Annotated in this window: 17 protein-coding genes; 8 read left to right on the plus strand and 9 right to left on the minus strand. The window is 71.2% G+C overall.

Annotation, left to right across the window (positions count from 1 at the left end; translation table 11 throughout):
* Nucleotides 1-123 precede the first annotated feature (123 nt).
* Both ABZ818_RS36180 and ABZ818_RS36185 read left to right on the plus strand, forming a co-directional pair.
* Entirely contained in the window at nt 124-894 is a 771-nt protein-coding gene (locus ABZ818_RS36180; RefSeq protein ID WP_361424501.1) for a class I SAM-dependent methyltransferase, read from the plus strand.
* Nucleotides 895-1,047: 153 nt separating this feature from the next.
* Nucleotides 1,048-3,123, plus strand: coding sequence for a PhoX family protein (locus tag ABZ818_RS36185; RefSeq protein WP_361424504.1), 2,076 nt, complete (start codon nt 1,048-1,050; stop codon nt 3,121-3,123).
* A gap of 55 nt (nt 3,124-3,178) precedes the next feature.
* On the opposite strand, the gene ABZ818_RS36190 is transcribed toward ABZ818_RS36185, so the two are convergent.
* Both ABZ818_RS36190 and ABZ818_RS36195 read right to left on the minus strand, forming a co-directional pair.
* Nucleotides 3,179-3,766, minus strand: a complete 588-nt coding sequence (locus tag ABZ818_RS36190; protein ID WP_361424507.1) for a hypothetical protein — start codon at nt 3,764-3,766, stop codon at nt 3,179-3,181.
* A gap of 19 nt (nt 3,767-3,785) precedes the next feature.
* Nucleotides 3,786-4,559 carry a sulfite exporter TauE/SafE family protein gene (locus ABZ818_RS36195; RefSeq protein ID WP_361424510.1) on the minus strand — a complete coding sequence of 258 codons (774 nt, stop codon included), beginning with the start codon at nt 4,557-4,559 and terminating at the stop codon, nt 3,786-3,788.
* 107 nt (nt 4,560-4,666) lie between these two features.
* Here ABZ818_RS36195 and ABZ818_RS36200 point away from each other — a divergent pair, with 107 nt between their 5' ends.
* A complete protein-coding gene (locus ABZ818_RS36200) occupies nt 4,667-5,584 on the plus strand; it encodes a LysR family transcriptional regulator (protein WP_361424513.1) in 918 nt (305 codons plus the stop codon).
* A 93-nt stretch (nt 5,585-5,677) separates the two neighbouring features.
* A complete protein-coding gene (locus ABZ818_RS36205; protein WP_361424516.1) occupies nt 5,678-6,127 on the plus strand; it encodes a DUF523 domain-containing protein in 450 nt (149 codons plus the stop codon).
* 144 nt (nt 6,128-6,271) lie between these two features.
* Here ABZ818_RS36205 and ABZ818_RS36210 read toward each other — a convergent pair whose 3' ends face one another.
* Together ABZ818_RS36210 and ABZ818_RS36215 are read right to left on the minus strand one after the other, a co-directional pair.
* Nucleotides 6,272-7,111, minus strand: coding sequence for an MFS transporter (locus ABZ818_RS36210; RefSeq protein ID WP_361424518.1), 840 nt, complete (start codon nt 7,109-7,111; stop codon nt 6,272-6,274).
* A 274-nt stretch (nt 7,112-7,385) separates the two neighbouring features.
* Nucleotides 7,386-8,315, minus strand: a complete 930-nt coding sequence (locus tag ABZ818_RS36215; protein ID WP_361424521.1) for a sigma-70 family RNA polymerase sigma factor — start codon at nt 8,313-8,315, stop codon at nt 7,386-7,388.
* Nucleotides 8,316-8,540: 225 nt separating this feature from the next.
* On the opposite strand from ABZ818_RS36215, the gene ABZ818_RS36220 reads away from it, so the two are divergent.
* Entirely contained in the window at nt 8,541-9,410 is an 870-nt protein-coding gene (locus ABZ818_RS36220) for an AraC family transcriptional regulator (protein WP_361424524.1), read from the plus strand.
* Nucleotides 9,411-9,474: 64 nt separating this feature from the next.
* Here ABZ818_RS36220 and ABZ818_RS36225 read toward each other — a convergent pair whose 3' ends face one another.
* Both ABZ818_RS36225 and ABZ818_RS36230 read right to left on the minus strand, forming a co-directional pair.
* Nucleotides 9,475-10,239 (minus strand): glucose 1-dehydrogenase, encoded by a 765-nt coding sequence (locus ABZ818_RS36225; protein ID WP_361424527.1) that lies wholly within the window; start codon nt 10,237-10,239, stop codon nt 9,475-9,477.
* Nucleotides 10,240-10,401: 162 nt separating this feature from the next.
* Entirely contained in the window at nt 10,402-11,187 is a 786-nt protein-coding gene (locus ABZ818_RS36230) for an SDR family oxidoreductase (RefSeq protein ID WP_361424530.1), read from the minus strand.
* A 164-nt stretch (nt 11,188-11,351) separates the two neighbouring features.
* On the opposite strand from ABZ818_RS36230, the gene ABZ818_RS36235 reads away from it, so the two are divergent.
* The 3 genes from ABZ818_RS36235 to ABZ818_RS36245 all read left to right on the plus strand — a co-directional run bounded on the left by ABZ818_RS36235 (nt 11,352) and on the right by ABZ818_RS36245 (nt 14,034).
* Nucleotides 11,352-12,002 carry a TetR family transcriptional regulator gene (locus ABZ818_RS36235; protein WP_361424533.1) on the plus strand — a complete coding sequence of 217 codons (651 nt, stop codon included), beginning with the start codon at nt 11,352-11,354 and terminating at the stop codon, nt 12,000-12,002.
* Nucleotides 12,003-12,148: 146 nt separating this feature from the next.
* Nucleotides 12,149-12,976 carry a hypothetical protein gene (locus ABZ818_RS36240; protein WP_361424536.1) on the plus strand — a complete coding sequence of 276 codons (828 nt, stop codon included), beginning with the start codon at nt 12,149-12,151 and terminating at the stop codon, nt 12,974-12,976.
* Nucleotides 12,977-13,125: 149 nt separating this feature from the next.
* Nucleotides 13,126-14,034: a hypothetical protein gene (locus tag ABZ818_RS36245; RefSeq protein WP_361424539.1), complete on the plus strand. Its 909-nt coding sequence runs from the start codon at nt 13,126-13,128 to the stop codon at nt 14,032-14,034.
* Here ABZ818_RS36245 and ABZ818_RS36250 read toward each other — a convergent pair.
* From ABZ818_RS36250 to ABZ818_RS36260, 3 genes are all read right to left on the minus strand, one after another.
* Entirely contained in the window at nt 14,015-15,382 is a 1,368-nt protein-coding gene (locus ABZ818_RS36250; protein ID WP_361424542.1) for a HAMP domain-containing sensor histidine kinase, read from the minus strand. The genes ABZ818_RS36245 and ABZ818_RS36250 overlap by 20 nt on opposite strands.
* Nucleotides 15,379-16,041 (minus strand): response regulator transcription factor, encoded by a 663-nt coding sequence (locus tag ABZ818_RS36255; RefSeq protein WP_361424545.1) that lies wholly within the window; start codon nt 16,039-16,041, stop codon nt 15,379-15,381. The genes ABZ818_RS36250 and ABZ818_RS36255 overlap by 4 nt, the downstream gene beginning before the upstream one ends.
* Before the next feature lie 319 nt (nt 16,042-16,360).
* Nucleotides 16,361-16,894 (minus strand): hypothetical protein, encoded by a 534-nt coding sequence (locus ABZ818_RS36260; protein WP_361424548.1) that lies wholly within the window; start codon nt 16,892-16,894, stop codon nt 16,361-16,363.
* Nucleotides 16,895-16,932: the final 38 nt, after the last annotated feature.

A 16,932-nucleotide genomic window follows, 5' to 3' on the forward strand; every position in this document is an offset into this window, starting at 1 on the left:
ACGCGGGCGACGCTCCGCCTTGCGATGCTCCCCCACAGCCTGAACGGCGCGGGAGGTACCCCCAGCACCGGACGCCGCGAGCTTCCCGGCAAACCCTTCCGGCCACAGCACTAGCCTCGGGCCATGCCCGAGACCTCGGTGACGCGCTTCTACGACGAACTGGCCGACGACTACCACCTGATCTACGCGGACTGGGACGCCGGCATACGCCGGCAGGGCCAGGCCCTGGACGTCCTCATGGGCGAAGAGCGAGCGGCGGTGCTCGACTGCTCCTGCGGCATCGGCACCCAGGCCATCGGCCTGGCACTGCGTGGGCACCGCGTCACCGGGACGGACCTCAGCCCCCGCGCCGCCGCCCGCGCCGCGCGCGAGGCCGCCCACCGGAATCTGACGCTGCCGACGGCCGCCGCCGACATGCGGCATCTGCCGTTCGCCGACGGCCGGTTCGACGCCGTCGTCTGCGCCGACAACTCCCTGCCCCATCTCCTGACGGAGCAGGACGTCCACGCCGCCCTGGCGGAGATGCGCCGCGTCCTGCGTCCCGGCGGCCTGCTGCTGGTCAGCACGCGCCCCTACGACGACCTGCTGCGCACCCGCCCCGCTTCGACACCTCCGCAGGTCCACCGGTCCCCGGACGGCGGGGAACCGACCATCAGCTTCCAGCTCTGGCACTGGCACGAGGACGGCGAGCACTACGACCTGGAGCACTTCCAACTCCTGCCGGAAGGCGGGCAATGGCGGGTCACGGTCCGCCGGGCGGTCTACTGGGCCCTCGGCCAGGACCGGCTGGCCTCCCTCGTGGCCGACGCGGGATTCGAGGACCCGGTGTGGCGGATGCCGCATCAGACGGGCTTCTTCCAGCCGCTGCTCACGGCGCGCGCCGGGAAGCAGTGAGGGCCGGTGGCCCCGCGTGGCACCCCCGCAGACCGCGCCCAACCCCCATACGGCTGTATCCCGTTCACCGGTCGTTCATTCTCCGGCCTGGCTACCGCACACTCGGCACTCCTAGCGTCACTCTCTACCAAGAGTTCGTATAGGGAGAGTAAAGTGCGCAACCTGCTGCCGCTGATCGGAACGCCGTCCGGTTCGCATCCCGGCGGACGGTCCGCCCTGACCTGCCGCTACCGCTGCGGCGACGCGTGTTTCCACGAGGTGCCCAACACCAGCTCGGGCGAGTACGTCGGCGACGTCATCGCCGGTGCCCTCAGCCGCCGTTCCGCGCTGCGCGCCGCCGCCGTCGTGACCGTGGCAGCCGCCACCGGCACGGCCGCCCTCACGGCCGCGGCGCCGGAGGCCCAGGCGGCTCCGGCGAAGGGGCAGGGCGCCGCCGGGGGCAGCGGTGACGCCGCCCGCGGCCTCCGCTTCACTCCTGTCGCCCCCAACACCGCCGACGCCGTCACCATCCCGGCCGGTTACGACCAGAACGTCGTCATCCGCTGGGGCGACCCCATCCTCCGCGGCGCGCCCGCCTTCGACCCCGAGAACCAGACCGCCGCCGCCCAGGCCGGCCAGTTCGGGTACAACAACGACTTCCTCGCGCTCCTGCCGATCCAGGGCGAGCACGACCTCCAGCTCCTCGTCGCCAACCACGAGTACACCGACGAGGTGATCATGTTCCGGGGGTACGACCCCGAGAACCCCACCCGGCAGCAGGTCGAGGTCGCCTGGGCCGCCCACGGCCTGGCCGCCGTCGTGGTCCAGAACGACAAGCGCACCGGGCGCCTCACCGCCGTCCCCCGCCACCCCCTCAACCGCCGTGTGACCGCCACCAGCGAGTTCCACCTCACCGGGCCGGCCGCCGGGTCCGCCCTGCTGAAGACCTCCGCGGACCCGAGCGGCCGCACGGTCCTCGGCACCCTCAACAACTGCTCCGGCGGCGTCACCCCGTGGGGCACCACCCTCCACGGCGAGGAGAACTTCAACCAGTACTTCGCCAACGGCGGCCGGACCACCGACAAGCGGTACGGCATCGGGACCGGTGCCACCGAGCGGAAGTGGGAACGGTTCGACAAGCGGTTCGACATCGCGCAGGAGCCCAACGAGGCCCACCGCTTCGGCTACGTCGTCGAGTTCGACCCGTACGACCCCACCTCCACGCCCCGCAAGCGCACCGCCCTCGGCCGCTTCAAGCACGAGGCCGCCACCGTGCGGCTCACCGCGGACGGGCGGCCCGTCGTCTACTCCGGCGACGACGAGCGGTTCGACTACTTCTACAAGTTCGTCGGCAGCAAGCAGATGCGGCACGGAAACAGCCGCGGGGCGCGTGAGCACAACCTGACGCTGCTCGACGAGGGCACCCTCTACGTCGCCAAGCTCACCGGCGACTCCCCCGCCTCCGAGATCGACGGCAGCGGCAAGCTGCCGAGCGACGGCGAGTTCGACGGCTCCGGCACGTGGATTCCGCTCGCCACCGCCACCGCCCACGGCGCCGTCTCCCACGTCGAGGGCATGACCGCCGAAGAGGTACTCGTGTTCACGCGGCTGGCGGGCGACAAGGTCGGCGCCACCAAGATGGACCGCCCCGAGGACATCGAGCCCTCGCCGCACACCGGCAAGGTCTACGTCGTCCTCACCAACAACACCAACCGCGGCAAGAGCGGCCAGGCGCCCGCCGACGAGGCCAACCCCCGCAACGCCAACAAGCACGGGCACATCCTGGAGCTCACCGAGGGCCTCGACCGGCCCGAGAGCACCACGTTCGCCTGGTCGGTCTTCCTCGTCGCCGGCGACCCCGCCGACCCGGCCACCTACTTCGCCGGGTTCCCCAAGGACAAGGTCAGCCCCATCTCCTGCCCCGACAACGTGGCCTTCGACCCGCACGGCAACCTGTGGATCGCCACCGACGGCGCCCAACTCGGTTCCCACGACGGTCTCTTCGGCGTCGCCACGCGCGGCGACCGGCGCGGTGAGCTCAAGCAGTTCCTGACGGTGCCCGCCGGCGCCGAGACCTGCGGGCCGATCGTCCAGGACCGGCGCGTGCTGGTGGCCGTGCAGCACCCGGGCGAGATCGACGGCGCATCCGTGGAGAAGCCGGCCAGCACCTGGCCCGACGGCCCCGGCAAGATCGTCCGCCCGGCCGTGGTCTCGGTGTGGCGCACCGACGGCCGCGACATCGGCGCCTGAGGCCCGACGACACTCCGCGGGGCCGTTCTCGCCGACGGCCCCGCGGAGCGTCTGGTCAGGAGTGGTTCTCGGCGTGGCGTAGAGGACCGATCCGGGTCAAGCCGCCGGAGACCGGTACGGGACCGAGATCGTCGTCGCCGTCCTGATGGCGCAGGACCCAGTCGTCGAGGTCGAGGGCCGTTTCCAGCGGTTCCCCGGCCATATAGGCGCGCAGGCAACTCGTCTCGCCGGTCTCGGCGGGACCGGTTCCCTCGGACAGGAGCAGTTCCTCCCGGAAGCCGGTCTCGGCCATGGCGAAGCGGGCCCGGGCGGCTTGCGGAGACACACCCAGGGTGTCGCCGATGAGCTGCCAGTCGGCGCCACCCATTCGCTCGAACACAGCGGCGGTCTCGAAGAACCGCCGCGCGGCAGCGAGCACCCGGGCGGCGTCGGCCAGTACGGCACCCGGCGAACGGGTGGTCCCGTCGGTGTTCAGCTCGTGCGCGCCGATGGGAACCGCGGCCCGCGCGAGGTCGGCCAGTGCGCAGGCGTCGTAGGCCATCAGCAGCCTCGCTCGCGTCGCATCCGTGTACGGCACGGCGGCTCCCGTGTCGCCTTCGCTCATGTCGGTCAGCCTCGGCTCCCCAGGATCGGGGATGGTCATCGCAGCCACCTCCATGTGGTCAGCCACGCAGGAAATCGCGCAGGAAATACAGGACGGTCATGATGGCGGCGGTGGTGAGGATGACGCCGCGCAGCAGCCGGGCGGGCAGACGGCGGGCCAAGTGGGCGCCGGCGAAGCCGCCGACCACCGTCCCGGCCACGGTGACGGTGAGGACAAGCGGAGCACTCAGTGCGTCCGAAGCCACGAGGAACAGCACCGTCGCGCCGAGATAGACGGCCGCGAGCTGCACGATCCTCATCGGGTTGCTGTCCGCGGCGTCGAGACCGAGGCCGATGCTCCACAGGGCCAGCATCATGATGCCTACGGCACCGCCGAAGTAACCGCCGTACACGGCGAGGAGGAACTGTCCGATCAGGACGGCTCGGGAACTCATGCCGGCCGAGCTTCCCCGCACCGTGCTCACCACCCGGGAGATGCGTCGTCCAAAGGCGAGGACGACCGTGGCCAGGGCGAGCAGCCATGGGACCGCGGCGTCGAACGACGAGGCCGGCAGCGCCAGCAGCAGACCGGCACCGACCGCGCCACCGGCCACGCTGATCGCCGTCAGCGCCTTGGTCGACGTCGTCCCGACCGGGGTGAGTTCGCCCTGGTAGACCCATGCACTGGCCACGGCACCCGGTACGAGGGCGACCCGCGACAACGCGTTCGCCGTCACGGGCGGCAGGCCGAGCGCCACCAGAGCGGGCAGCGCCACGAACGTGCCCCCACCACCCATGGCGTTCAGCACTCCCGCGGCAGCACCGGCGAGCAGGACGGGAATCAACTCCAACACCCGCCGAGCATCGCCGCGTGACCGGTGCGTCCACAATGCGTAATCGGCGCAGCCGGCCTAAGCCTGGGCCTTAGGCTGACCCTAAGGCTGAGCCTTAAGGTGGGACAGTGCGCTATGACCTGGACGACCTGCGGCTCTTTCTTCACATCGTGACGGAGGGGTCGATCACGGCGGGCGCCCAACGGATGCACCTGAGCCTCCCTTCGGCCAGCGCCAGGGTGCGCTCGCTGGAGCACCACGCCGGCGTGGCCCTGCTGATCCGCGGGCGACGGGGCGTACGGCCCACGCCGGCGGGGACGACGCTGGCACGCCACGCACGCGACGTCCTGGACCAGACCGCGCGGCTCGAAAGCGCCGTCGCCAGCTACACCCGGTCGCCGACCGCTCCGCTGACCCTGTTGGCGGGCGGATCCGCGATGCATCGGCTCGTTCCCCAGGCCCTGGTCTCGTTCCTCCGCGCGCACCCGGACGTCGACGTCACGGTGTGCGAGAGCCGCACTCCGCAAACCGTGCGCATGCTCGCCGACGGCGAGGCGGACCTGGGGGTCGTCGTCGACGACGAGGCACGCGACTGCGGCCTGCGCATGGAGCCGCTCGGCGACGACTCCCTCGTGGTGATCGGCCAGGCCGGAGGAATCATCGCCGGCCGGGCCTCGCTGACCTACAGCGAGGTCGCCGAGCACCCGCTCGTCGGGCTCGACGCCGGCTCCTCGCTGCGCCGCTGGATCGAGAAGCACCTCGGGCCGCACGCTCCGGTGGCGCGCTACCGCACCACCGTCGCCGACCTCGGCGTCCTCGTCGCCCTCGCTGCCGCAGGCGTCGGGCTCGCCGTCGTACCGCGCCGCGCCATCGACCCCGACCAGCCACTCACCGTGTGCGAACTGCAGGATTCCTGGGCCCGCCGCCACCATCTGCTGGCCTGGGGCGTCAAGAACCGCGCCTCGTCGACGGCCACCGCGGCGCTCGCCGAACACCTGCGCAACGCGGCGCTGTCCGAGGGACACACCGGAGGTTTCGGTCAGTAACTGACCAGCCACAACCGACCGTACCCGGAGCCAGCAGGCCGATGGCCCTCACGCGGCCTCCGCGGCGGGAGGCGGTCTCGGACCACCTGGGGCGTGGAAGCAATCCTGGTCAGCTCGTGTCTGCGCGGGGTGCCGTGCCGGTTCGACGGGCGTCACAAGGTGTCCTCGGAGGTCGAGGAGGCAGTGGCCGGCCGCGAAGTCGTCTCCTTCTGTCCGGAGGTCGCGGGCGGGCTCGTGACCCCGCGGCGGCCTGCGGAGCTGGTGGGTGGCGACGGGTACGACGTGCTCGACGGGACGGCTCGGGTCGTCGACGACACCGGACGCGACGTGACGGCAGAATTCGTGGACGGAGCACGACGCGCCCTCGCGGCGGCGCGGAGCGCAGGCTGCACCGAGGCGCTGTTGATGCCGCGCAGTCCCTCGTGCGGACGCGGTGTGGTCTACGACGGGTCGTTCGCCGGGGAGTTGGTGCCGGGCGACGGGGTCACGGCGGCGCTGCTCGAGCGGAACGGGATCGCCGTGCGACCGGCACCAGGAGTGTGAAGTCTCCTGAGAGACGTAATCCGGCTTCAGAGATCGGCACCGATGGGGAGGGCCGGGCGGCCCGGCCCTCCCCATCGGTTGTTCCGCCGGCGCCGTGCCCGGAAGGCGCGTCGGGGCCTACGTCAGGGGAGCCCGCCGGGAACGTCAGGAGCGCACCTTCTCCGGCTCGGTGGTCGGCTTGGGGCTGGGCACTCCGGGGACCGGCAGCGGACCGCTGCGCAGCAACGCGCCGCTGATGACGGCGCCCAAGGCGAAGATGCCGGCGCACCACCAGAACACCCGGGTGTAGCCGTGGATCGTCGCCAGGTGGAGCAGCGCCGGCCCCGGCCTCCCCTGGGAGTGGCCGGTCAGGTAGTCGGTGGTGGCGCCGGCCGCGATCGTGTTGAGCAGCGCGGTGCCGATGGCGCCGCCGAGTTGCTGGCCGGTGTTGATGGCGGCCGAGGCGATGCCCGCGTCCTGCGGCAGTACCCCGGAGGTGCCGGTGCGCAGCACGGCGGCGAAGATCATGCCCATGCCGAGCCCGATCACCATGATCGGCCCGAGGAGCGTCGAGGCGTAGTGGGAGTCCGGCCCGATCCGGGTCAGCCAGGCCATACCGCCCGCGTTGATCAGCATGCCCGCGGAGACCAGCGGCCGCGGGCCGAAGAGCGGCATCAGCCGGATGTTTCCCACGGTGCTCGCCACGGCCGTGACGGCCACCATCGGCAGCAGGGCGAGACCCGACTTGATCGCCGAGTACCCCAGGTCGGTCTGCATGTAGTAGATGAGGAAGAGCAGCACTCCGAACATGCCGGCGCCGATGACCAGTGCGGCAAGGTAGGTTGCGGTCGAGCACCACCCGCCGCGTACGCCGTCACGACCCACTGCTTGTCCGCGTCCGAGAAGTGAAGCGAGGTCTGCGCCGACGGCAGCGCCAGGTTCGTCACCGTGGCGTCGAGGGTCAGCATGAGGTAGGCGGTGCAGATGACGGCGAGGACCATCCAACGCCGTGAGTCCCCGGCCGCCGGCACGGCGCTGGGTGTGGACATGAGGTGTCTCCTACTCGCATGGGGAGGAATTCGGGCTCAGTCCGTATGACAGGCCGCGGCTGCCGGATGTGACGGGCCGTCCGCCATGGCCCGGACAACGCCGTCGGCGGCGAACTCCCGCACGGCCGCCCGGCAACTGTCCGCGGCGGCACACGATCGGCTGACCCGCCGCGGGGGCGGGCCGCTGTGGACCGCCCCCTTCCCGCGGCGGGGAGACGTGCCGCGGCGGTTCAGCACAAGACGATGTCGAGGCCGGTGAGGTCGGCCCGCACGTCGATGCCGGTGATCAGGTTGTCGGCGACGCCGAAGCAGTACACGGCCCGCGGCACGCCGTCCGGGGCGTAGGCCAGTGCGGCGGAGCCGTCGACGAGGGCGGGCACCGGGTCCCAGGAGAGCTTGGCGAAGGCGCGGGCGACGGCGTCGGAGCCGCGGATCTCCGCTGTCGTGTGCCTCCCCGTGACCGCGCCCATCCGCACGACCGTCCGGTCGGAGCGGAGCGCGATGTCCGGGGCGAGCATGGCCAGCAGCGCCTCGAAGTCGCCCTCGTGGGAAGCGGTGAGGAAAGCGTGGATGAGATCGGCCTTGCCGGCCTGGTGGGTGTCGGCGCTCCCGTCCTGTGCCGGCCCGGCCTGCGGGCCTGCACCCGTTGCGCCCGGGTCGACGCCCTGCCGCTGGAAGCGGCGGCGGGCCCGGCTGGCCAGTTGGCGGGCAGCGGCCGGAGTACGGTCCACGATCGGCGCGATCTCCTCGAAGGGCACCGCGAACATGTCGTGCAGCACGAACGCCAGCCGCTCGGCGGGCGTGAGCGTGTCGAGGATGAGGAGCATGGCGGTGCCGACCGACTCGGCGAGCAGCGCCTCCCGTTCCGGGTCGACCGGTGTGTCCAGGCGGGGCGAGCCGCCGGTCTCGGGGGCGTCCACCAGTTCCTCGCGGCGTGACTTGCGGGACTGGAGCATGTTCAGCGACACGCGGGCCACGATGGTGGTCAGCCAGCCGCTCATGTTCTCCACCGCGGCGGCGTCCGAGCGGCTGGCCCGGAGCCAGGTCTCCTGGACGGCGTCGTCCGCCTCGGCCGACGAGCCGAGCATCCGGTACGCCACCGCGCGCAGGCGGGGGCGGTCCGTCTCGAATCGCGCGGCCAGCCAATCGTGTTCGTGCATCGGGTCACACTCTCCCCACGGGTGCCTCGGTTGTCCGGCGGGCCGGAGCCCACCCATGTGACGCCCGAGGACCGGAAACTGTGACGTGCCCGGGACGGCCGCGCTCGCCCGGCGGCATGAGCGTGCGTCAGCTCCGCTCCCGTCCGGGCGCCTGATCGGATCGGATCGCAGCGGTCGGGTGCGGCCGGAGTGCTTCTGCCAGGGTTGACGTCGAAAGGAGGCCTCGTGATCTCGGCACTGAACCAGCTTGTCGATCTCGTGGAGGAGCACCTCGCCGAGGAACTCGACGTGGACGGGCTGGCCAGGACACTCGGCACGACCGAGTACCACCTGCGCCGGATGTTCTCGTCATTGGCCGGCATGCCGCTGTCGGAGTACGTGCGCCGGCGCCGTATGACCGTCGCCGCCGCCGACGTCGTCCGGGGCGAGGACGATCTGCTGAGCATCGCCGTCCGGCACGGATACGGCTCGACCGAGGCGTTCGGACGCGCGTTCCGGGCGGTCCACGGCGCCGCCCCCCGTGACGTGCGCCGCGAAGGAGGCCCCCTGCGCACTCAACCGCAACTCAGGTTCCGCCTGACCGTCGAAGGGACCATCCCCATGGACACCCGCCTCGTCGACCACCCCGCGTTCCGGCTGGTCGGACACGCGGCACGCGTTCCGCTCATCCACCAGGGCGTCAACCCGCACATCCAGCAGCACATCACCGCACTGCCGCCGCAGGAGCATCTCCGGCTGAAGGCCCTCAGCGAGACCGAACCGGGGGGCCTGCTCCAAGTCTGCGACGACCTCGCCCCCGACAGCGCGGAGGGCAGCGAACTGACCTACCTGCACGGGGTCGCCGTCTCCCGGGACACGCCGGCCCCCGACGATCTCGACGCCATCGAGGTACCGGCCGGCATGTGGGCGATCTTCCGCAGCTCCGGACCGTATCCGCAGACGCTCCAGACGACCTGGGCCGCGACCGCGACGGACTGGTTTCCGTCCAACCCGTGGCGTCTGCGGCCAGGTCCCTCGATCGTCACGGTCCTGGAGCGCGCGGACGACTTCAGCACGGCGACCTGCGAGCTGTGGCTGCCCGTCGAACCGGCGTGACGGATCTCCCGTGCTACGGGCGGCGGCCGGACCATGGAGTGGTACGTCCAGCCGACAGTGGTCCTCACTGCCCCATGACGTACTTGACGGTGGGTCCGGTGGTCCAGCCGCCGTCCACCGCCAGCTCCGCGCCCGTGACGTAGGACGCGGCGTCCGAGAGGAGGAACACCACGGCGCCCGCGATCTCGGACGGCTCGCCGACCCGGCCCATGGGCGTGTTCGGGTACTTGCCCTCACCCAGCTCGATGCCGACGGATGCGGTCATCGGGGTGTAGGTCATGCCGGGGTGCACCGAGTTCACCCGGATTCGGGCCGTGCCGAGTTCCACCGCGCCGATCTTCGTCAGTCCCCGCACGCCCCACTTGGAGGCGCCGTAACCGGCCGTCAGCGCGAGGCCCATCAGGCCCGCGGCGGAGGAGATGTTGACGATCGAACCGCTACCGCTCTCCTTCATCGCGGGGATCACGGACTTCATGCCGATGAAGACACCGGTGAGGTTGATGTCGAGCACCTTGCGGAAGTGCTCCACGGACTCGGCCTCGAGAAGCTGGCCGGTCGAGATTCCGGCGTTGTTGACGAGGCCGTGTATCCCGCCGAACTCGGCGACCGTGAAGTCGGCAACCCGCTGCCAGTCCTCCTCAGAGGTGACGTCGTGGTGCAGGAAGCGGGCGTTGGCACCGAGTTCCGCGGCGGTGGCCTTGCCCTCGTCGTCCAGCACATCGGTGATCACCACATTGGCTCCGGCCGCGATCGCCTGACGGGCCGCTTCGGCCCCGAGGCCGCGGGCTCCGCCGGTGATGATCACGCTCTTGCCGGTCAGGTCGTTCATGGTGCGCTCCTTCGTTGTTGTCATCCATGCGGTGTGGGCGTCGGTGAAAGGGCCGCGGCGGAAGGCGCCGCGGCCCCCGTGAGATCGGCGGCGGACGGCGCCGTCCTCGGGTGGCGCAACCGTGCGTCCTCAATCGCGGCCCGAGCCGCCGCCGGGCCTGTCTCAGAAGTGGGTGCCGCCGTCGATGCGGACCTCGGTGCCGGTGATGAAGCTGCCGTCGTCGGAGCCGAGCATCGCGACCACGGACGCCACCGTCTCCGGGCCGGCGAAACCTTGACCGAGCGCAGGGGAAAGCTTCATGAACAGGCTCATGTCGGCATCCTCGGGCAGCCCCGGTCCCGCGCTCTGCTTGCTGGCGCCGCTGCCGTCGGTCATGCCGGAGGAGATGGAACCGGGCTGGACGGCGGTGAAGCGGATGCCCTGCTTCGCGTACTCGCTGGCCAGCGCGTGCGTCATGGACTGGATGCCGCCCTTGCTCGCCGCATACGCGGCCATGTAGGGGTGCGCGAACATCGCGGAGGTCGAACTGAAGTTGACGACCGCCGCACCCCGGCCCTCCAGCAGCGCCGGGATGGACTCGCGGATCATGAGGAAGGTGCCGACGAGGTTGACCTGGAGGATGCGGGTGAAGTCGTCGAGGCTCGTCTCGTGGGTGTGCGAGGAGCGCAGGATCCCGGCCGCGTTGACCAGCAGGTCCAGACCGCCGAGCGCGGTGACGGCGGCGGCGACCCCGGCGCGTACCGAGGCCTCGTCGGATATGTCGATGACGAGCGTCGTGAGGCGGTCCGCGTGGGTACCGGCCTTCTCGGCGGTGTCGTTCAGACCCCGCTCGCTGACGTCCGCGGCCACGACGGAGCCACCCTCCGCGAGGATGCGCAGCACCGTGGCCTGGCCGATGCCCGAGCCACCACCGGTGATCAGGACTCGACGGCCTTCGTAGCGGTTCATCTGTTCTCCAAACCGGCCCCGCGGGTGTCCGGCCAGGGCCCTGTGACGCCGGCTCTCTCTCGCCTTCGGCGTCCTCGATCGACCTACACGTTACGCCTGGGTGGCACGTTTTGCCACCACGTCAATGCGTGCCAAAAACATGCCACGGGCCGTATCCTTGTGCGGTGAGCACTCATGCCTCCCCCTCCCTGACCGAGCGCCGCAAGGCCGCCACGCAGCTCGAGATCGCGCACGCGGCGATGGAGCTGTTCGCCACGCGAGGCCCGCAGGGCACGACGGCCGAGGAGATCGCTCGGCGCGCGGGGATCGCGCTGCGGACCTTCTACCGGTATTTCCGCTCCAAGGAGGACGCCGTGACCCCGCTGCTCGCGGTCGGCGGCGACCGCTGGCGGGCGCTCCTGGAGGCCACGGAGCCGGGGACGCCACTCCCCCGGGCGCTGAAGTCCGCCGTCGAGCAGGTGCTGCTCCCGCCGGACGAGGAGGCCGCCCAGGCGATGCTGCGCACGCGTGGGCTCCTGCGGGCCGCGGCCGAGGACCCCGCGCTGCGGGCGGTCTGGTACCGGGTCAACCAGGAATCCGAGGAGCGGCTCGTCCCGGTGATCGCCCGGCTCTCGGGCGGGCACGTCGAGGACCTGGAGGTACGGCTCACCGCGGCCGCCGCCACCGACGCGATCCGGATCGCCCTGGAGACATGGGCGGGCACGGAGGCCGGAGTCGAGGGACCCGGCTCCCCCGCCGACCTCGCGGTCCGATGCCTGCGCCGATTCGGCCACACGGCAGGATCGTTGGGGTCCGGTGACGAGGACGCTCAGTAGCGAGTCCGTGCCTGGCCGGCGGTGAGGCCTCGGCAACCGCGACCGCCGCGGCACTCGCACCCCGGCCGTGCACAAGGCCACGGCCGAAAGCCCCGGCGCGGCGCGTAAAGGAAGCGTTCAGGGACTCGGTGGCACGGTCTGGCCTCATGCCCTACGAAGTCGCCGAAACCACTGCGGCACCGGCGGTCGGCCTCGGCCACCGGATGCGCTGGAACAAGGTGCCCGAAGTCACCGTCTACTTCTGGATCATCAAGGTGCTGTGCACGACGGTCGGTGAGACCGCGGCGGACCTGCTGAACGAGAAGGCCGGCCTCGGTCTGACCGGTGTGTCGCTTCTGATGAGCGCCCTGCTGGCCGTGGTGCTGGTGGTGCAGTTCCGCACCCTCGCCTACCGCGCGGGCGTGTACTGGCTCGCCGTGGCCCTGATCAGCGTCGTCGGCACGCTGATCAGCGACAACCTCACCGACAACATGGGAGTGCCGCCGGAGACGAGCACCGCGGTGTTCGCCGTCGCGCTCGCGGTCGTGTTCGCCGTCTGGTACCGACGTGAGCGGACCCTGTCCATCCATCACGTCGACACCTTGAGCCGTGAGTCCTTCTACTGGCTGGCCGTGCTCTTCACCTTCGCCCTCGGCACCTCCGCCGGCGACCTCGCCTCGGAGCGGATGGATCTCGACTACTGGCTCTCCGCCGTGCTGTTCGCCCTCGCGATCGCCGCGGTCGCCGTGGCTCACTTCGCGCTCGGCCTGAACGCCGTGTGGAGTTTCTGGATCGCTTACATCCTGACCCGTCCGCTGGGTGCCTCGATCGGCGACTACCTCTCCCAGCCGAGCGCGGACGGCGGTCTCGGACTCGGCACCGTCGTGACCAGTGCGCTCTTCCTGCTGGTCATCCTCGGTCTGGTGGTCCACCTGTCGGCGACGCGCAGGGACGTGATCGAGCCGGAGCGGAATGCGCGACAGATGACCAGCTGAAAGCGACATAGTGGGGCGTTCAGGTTGCTTTCAGGATGCTCCTGTCATCGTGGGGCGCCGGCCGTTTCCTCGCGGTCGGCTCACCCTGACAAGGCGCCCGTCCCCGCGGCACGGGCGCCCCGCTGTTCGACCGACAGGAGCATGGGACCATGGAGCGACCCGAAGTCCTCACCGACCTCGACGTCGCGGGCACGCACCGCCCGGCGGCCGGTACGGCGAAGTCGGTGATGAAGAAACTGCCCGAGGTCACCCTCGCGTTCTGGATCATGAAGATCGCGGCGACCACCCTGGGGGAGACGGCCGGGGACCTCTTCGCGCAGACCCTGAAGCTGGGCTACTTCCTCACCACGATCGCGCTGTTCCTGGTCTTCGTGGTGACCCTGGTCGTCCAGCTGGGATCACGCCGCTACAACCCGTTCTTCTACTGGACCGTGATCCTGTCGACCAGCATGGCCGGCACCACGATGTCCGACTTCATGAACCGCGACGCCAGCGCGAAGTACCTGTCGGACGGTGCCACGTCGCTCGGCTGGGGCCCGCAGGGCCTCGGGCTCGGATACCCGGCGGGCGCCGCGATCCTCATCTCGGTCCTGCTGGTCATCTTCGCCGTCTGGAAGCTGTCCCGGATGACGTTCCAGATCCGCGACATCGTCACCTTTCGCGGTGAGGCGTTGTTCTGGTCGGCGATCCTCGTCTCCAACACGCTCGGCACCTCGATGGGCGACTTCCTCTCGGACAGCTCGGGACTCGGCTACGCCGGTGGCGCGCTGCTCGTCACCGGCGCCCTGGCCGTCCTGGTGGCGCTGATGAAGGTGCCTGTGGTGCCGAACGTGCTTCTGTTCTGGATCGCGTTCGTCCTCACCCGCCCGCTGGGCGCCACCGCGGGGGACTTCCTCACCAAGCCGGTCGCCAAGGGCGGCCTGGACCTGGGCACGGCGGGTTCGTCGGCGGTGCTGCTGGCGATCCTGTTCGGCCTGATGGCCTACGCCCAGGTGCGCGAGCGCAGGACCACCGCCTCGGTGACCGAGGCGGAAGCGGTCAGCCGACCGGCACGCTGACGGTGAACCGCGCCCCGGGCGCGTGTCCGGGGTCGTGGGACACCTCGCCGCCGACGGCACGGGCAAGGCGCCGGGCCAGCGGCAGTCCCAGTCCCGCGCCGTCGTGTCCGTCGGCCCGGTCGGCGCGCCGTCCGGGCTGGAAGAGCTCGGCCGCGAAGGCCGCGGGCACGCCGGGGCCGTCGTCGACGACGTCGATGCGCACGGCCGCGGGTCCGCGACGCACGACGACGGTCACGCCGGCGTGCGCGTACCGAGCGGCATTGGCCAGCAGCGGACTGACGATCCGCTCCAGCAGGGCGGGGGCGATCCCCGCCTTGAGGTCCGGATCAGCCGCCTCGACGGTGGCCCTCACGCCCGGCGGCGTTCGGAGCTGCTGGATCAGGCCCCGCAGAACGGGGACGACCTCCACGGTGCCGGGGACCTCCGAGGGATTCACGGCGTTTTCGCGGGCCTCGTTCAGCAGGGTGTCGCAGATGGTGCGCATCGACTGCGCAGCCTCGTCTATCACCTCATGGGTGGCTCGGGTCTCGGCGGCCGAGCGCGGCCGGGACCGCCACCAGTCGAGCTCGATGATGATGCGGCTCAGCGGGGTGCGCAGTTCGTGGGACAGCTCCGCGGTGAGCTGTCGCTCGTGGCGCAGCACCGCGCGTATGCGGTCCAGCAGTGCGTCCAGCGAGGCACCGAGCCGGGCGAGCTCGGCGGGCCGTTCCGTGACGCCGAAGCGGTCGTCGGAGGCGACGGCGCTCCACTGAGTGGCCTGGTCGGTCATCGTGCCCACCGGACGCAGCGCTCTGCCGACGGCCAGGCGCGTCAGCGCGTAGGTGCACGCGAGCATGAGGGCGTCCAGGGTCAGTGACGCCAGCAGCAGGGTGTCGGCCGAACTCCGGTAGGGGGCGAGGTTCAGCGCGGTGACCACCATGGCGGCGGCGTGGCGGCCGGGTACGGGCTGGGAGCACAGCCGGACGTTCTCGGCGGGGACGGTCTCGCAGGCGCGCCTTCCCACGGCGGCGAGGTGTACGGCGGCTCTGCTCAGGGTGCTGTGGGCCGTGGTCGCGGGCGGCTGTTCGAGCAGCCGTGTCCCGGCGTAGATCCAGACGTTCGTGTCGAGCAGTTGGTCGTTGGCGGTTTCCACGACGCGTACCCGGGGGCCGCTGGTGTCGACGGTCGTGGCGACGGCGGCGGCCCGAGTCCGCAGCTCGTCGTCCGCCTGGTGCTGCAGGTGCCGGCTCGTCGCCGCGTTGAAGGCCACGGTCAGGACGGTCATCAGGAGCGCGGCAGTGGTCAGGGCCACGAGCGAGAGCCGGCCGCGCAGCGTGCGCGGAGCCAGACGGCGCAGCAGCCGTGTCATGACAGCCGGTGTCCGATCCCGCGGGCCGTACCGATGGTCAGGCCGCTGCCGGCCGTCCGCAGCTTGCGCCGCAACCGGGTCAGGTACTGGTCCAGGGTGTTGTCGCTGACCTGTGCGCCCGCCGGCCAGGCCGCCCGGACCAGTTCACGACGGCGGACGATGCTTCCGCCCGCGGCGGCCAGGGCGGCCAGCAGGCGGAACTCGGTCGGGGACATGGCGACGTCGGCGCCGCGCACGGTCACGCTGTGCTCGACCGCGTCCAGGACCAGCTCTCCGGCCGTGGCGGCGGGCGGCGGCCCGGCACGCTTGAGTGCCGCTCGCAGCCGGGCGACGAGCTCGGCGAGGTGGAACGGTTTGGGCAGGTAGTCGTCGCCTCCGGCGGAGAACCCGGCCAGCCGGTCGGTGAGCTGGTGCCGGGCGGTGAGGAAGACGATCGGGGCGCGGAACCCGTTGGCGCGCATCGCCTGGCACACGTCCCGGCCGTCCGCGTCGGGCAGCCCGATGTCGAGGACGGCGGCGGAGACGTCCTCCGAGACCAGACGCAGGGCCATGGCGCCGTCGGCGGCGCAGACGGGGTCGAAGTCCTCGTCGGACAGGCTGCGGCGCAGGACGTCACGCAGGGCGTGGTCGTCTTCGACGATCAGGATCTTGCGGCGCATGCTCCTCCGTTCTCCGGTGCCCTTCCTCGTAGACGGTCTACCGCACTGTAGACGACGAGGGGGCGGCAAGGCCTCTGGAGGCCACCCGTGGTCACGGAGCGCGTCGACGTCGTGACGGCGCCGGTCGCTGGTGTCGAGGGTGCAGGGCAGGGCCCCGAGGGCTGAGTGCCGGAGGAGCGACGACCGGGTCGCAGAGGAAAGCCGGGATTCCCGGGGCGGCAGGTGTGCGGCCGCCGTTTGCTACCCGGCTGGTCGAAAGCGTCTTGCTGTCCGGCTGGTCGGCGGCGTCGCCCGCGGGATCTGGCGGCCCGCCGGCCGGTCAGAGCCACTTGACGACGGCGACGGCGATCAACGCGGCGATGGCGCCGAGTCCGCCGAGGATTGCGGCACCTGCGGCGATCTTCACGCTGGGGGGCTGCGCCTCCCGCCAGCCCAGCTTCCCGGCCGCGCCCCGGATCAGCCGGTGCCCCTCGGCGGACGAGAAGGTGTACTGCTCGGAGTCGGGGCCGGAGCCGTCCAAGGTCCGGTGCGAGGCGACGTACACGCTCCGACCGACGGACACCGTCTTTCCCAGCCGCACTCCACCCAGGCCCGCCTCGTACTCGACGGTGCGGACGACATCCGTCAGCGTGAAGACCTTCTTCTCCGGCCGCAGGGCGACGCGGTAGGTGTGCACCTGGCTCATCCGGCGACGGGTCAGCAGCGCCTGCCACTGCGGGACGTCGACGTCCACAGTCAGATCGAATCCCCCCTCCGTCCGGCACATCCGGTACGGCGTCCCCGCTGCGGCGGATTCGATGCGGTCGCACAACTCCTCAGCGGCGTCTGCGCTGTTGGCTCCTATCACGGGCACGCACAGTAACAGCGTGACAGTGGGACGCCGATCGTGAT

It is taken from the genome of Streptomyces sp. NPDC047453 (assembly GCF_040643155.1).
Classification (GTDB): Bacteria; Actinomycetota; Actinomycetes; order Streptomycetales; family Streptomycetaceae; genus Streptomyces.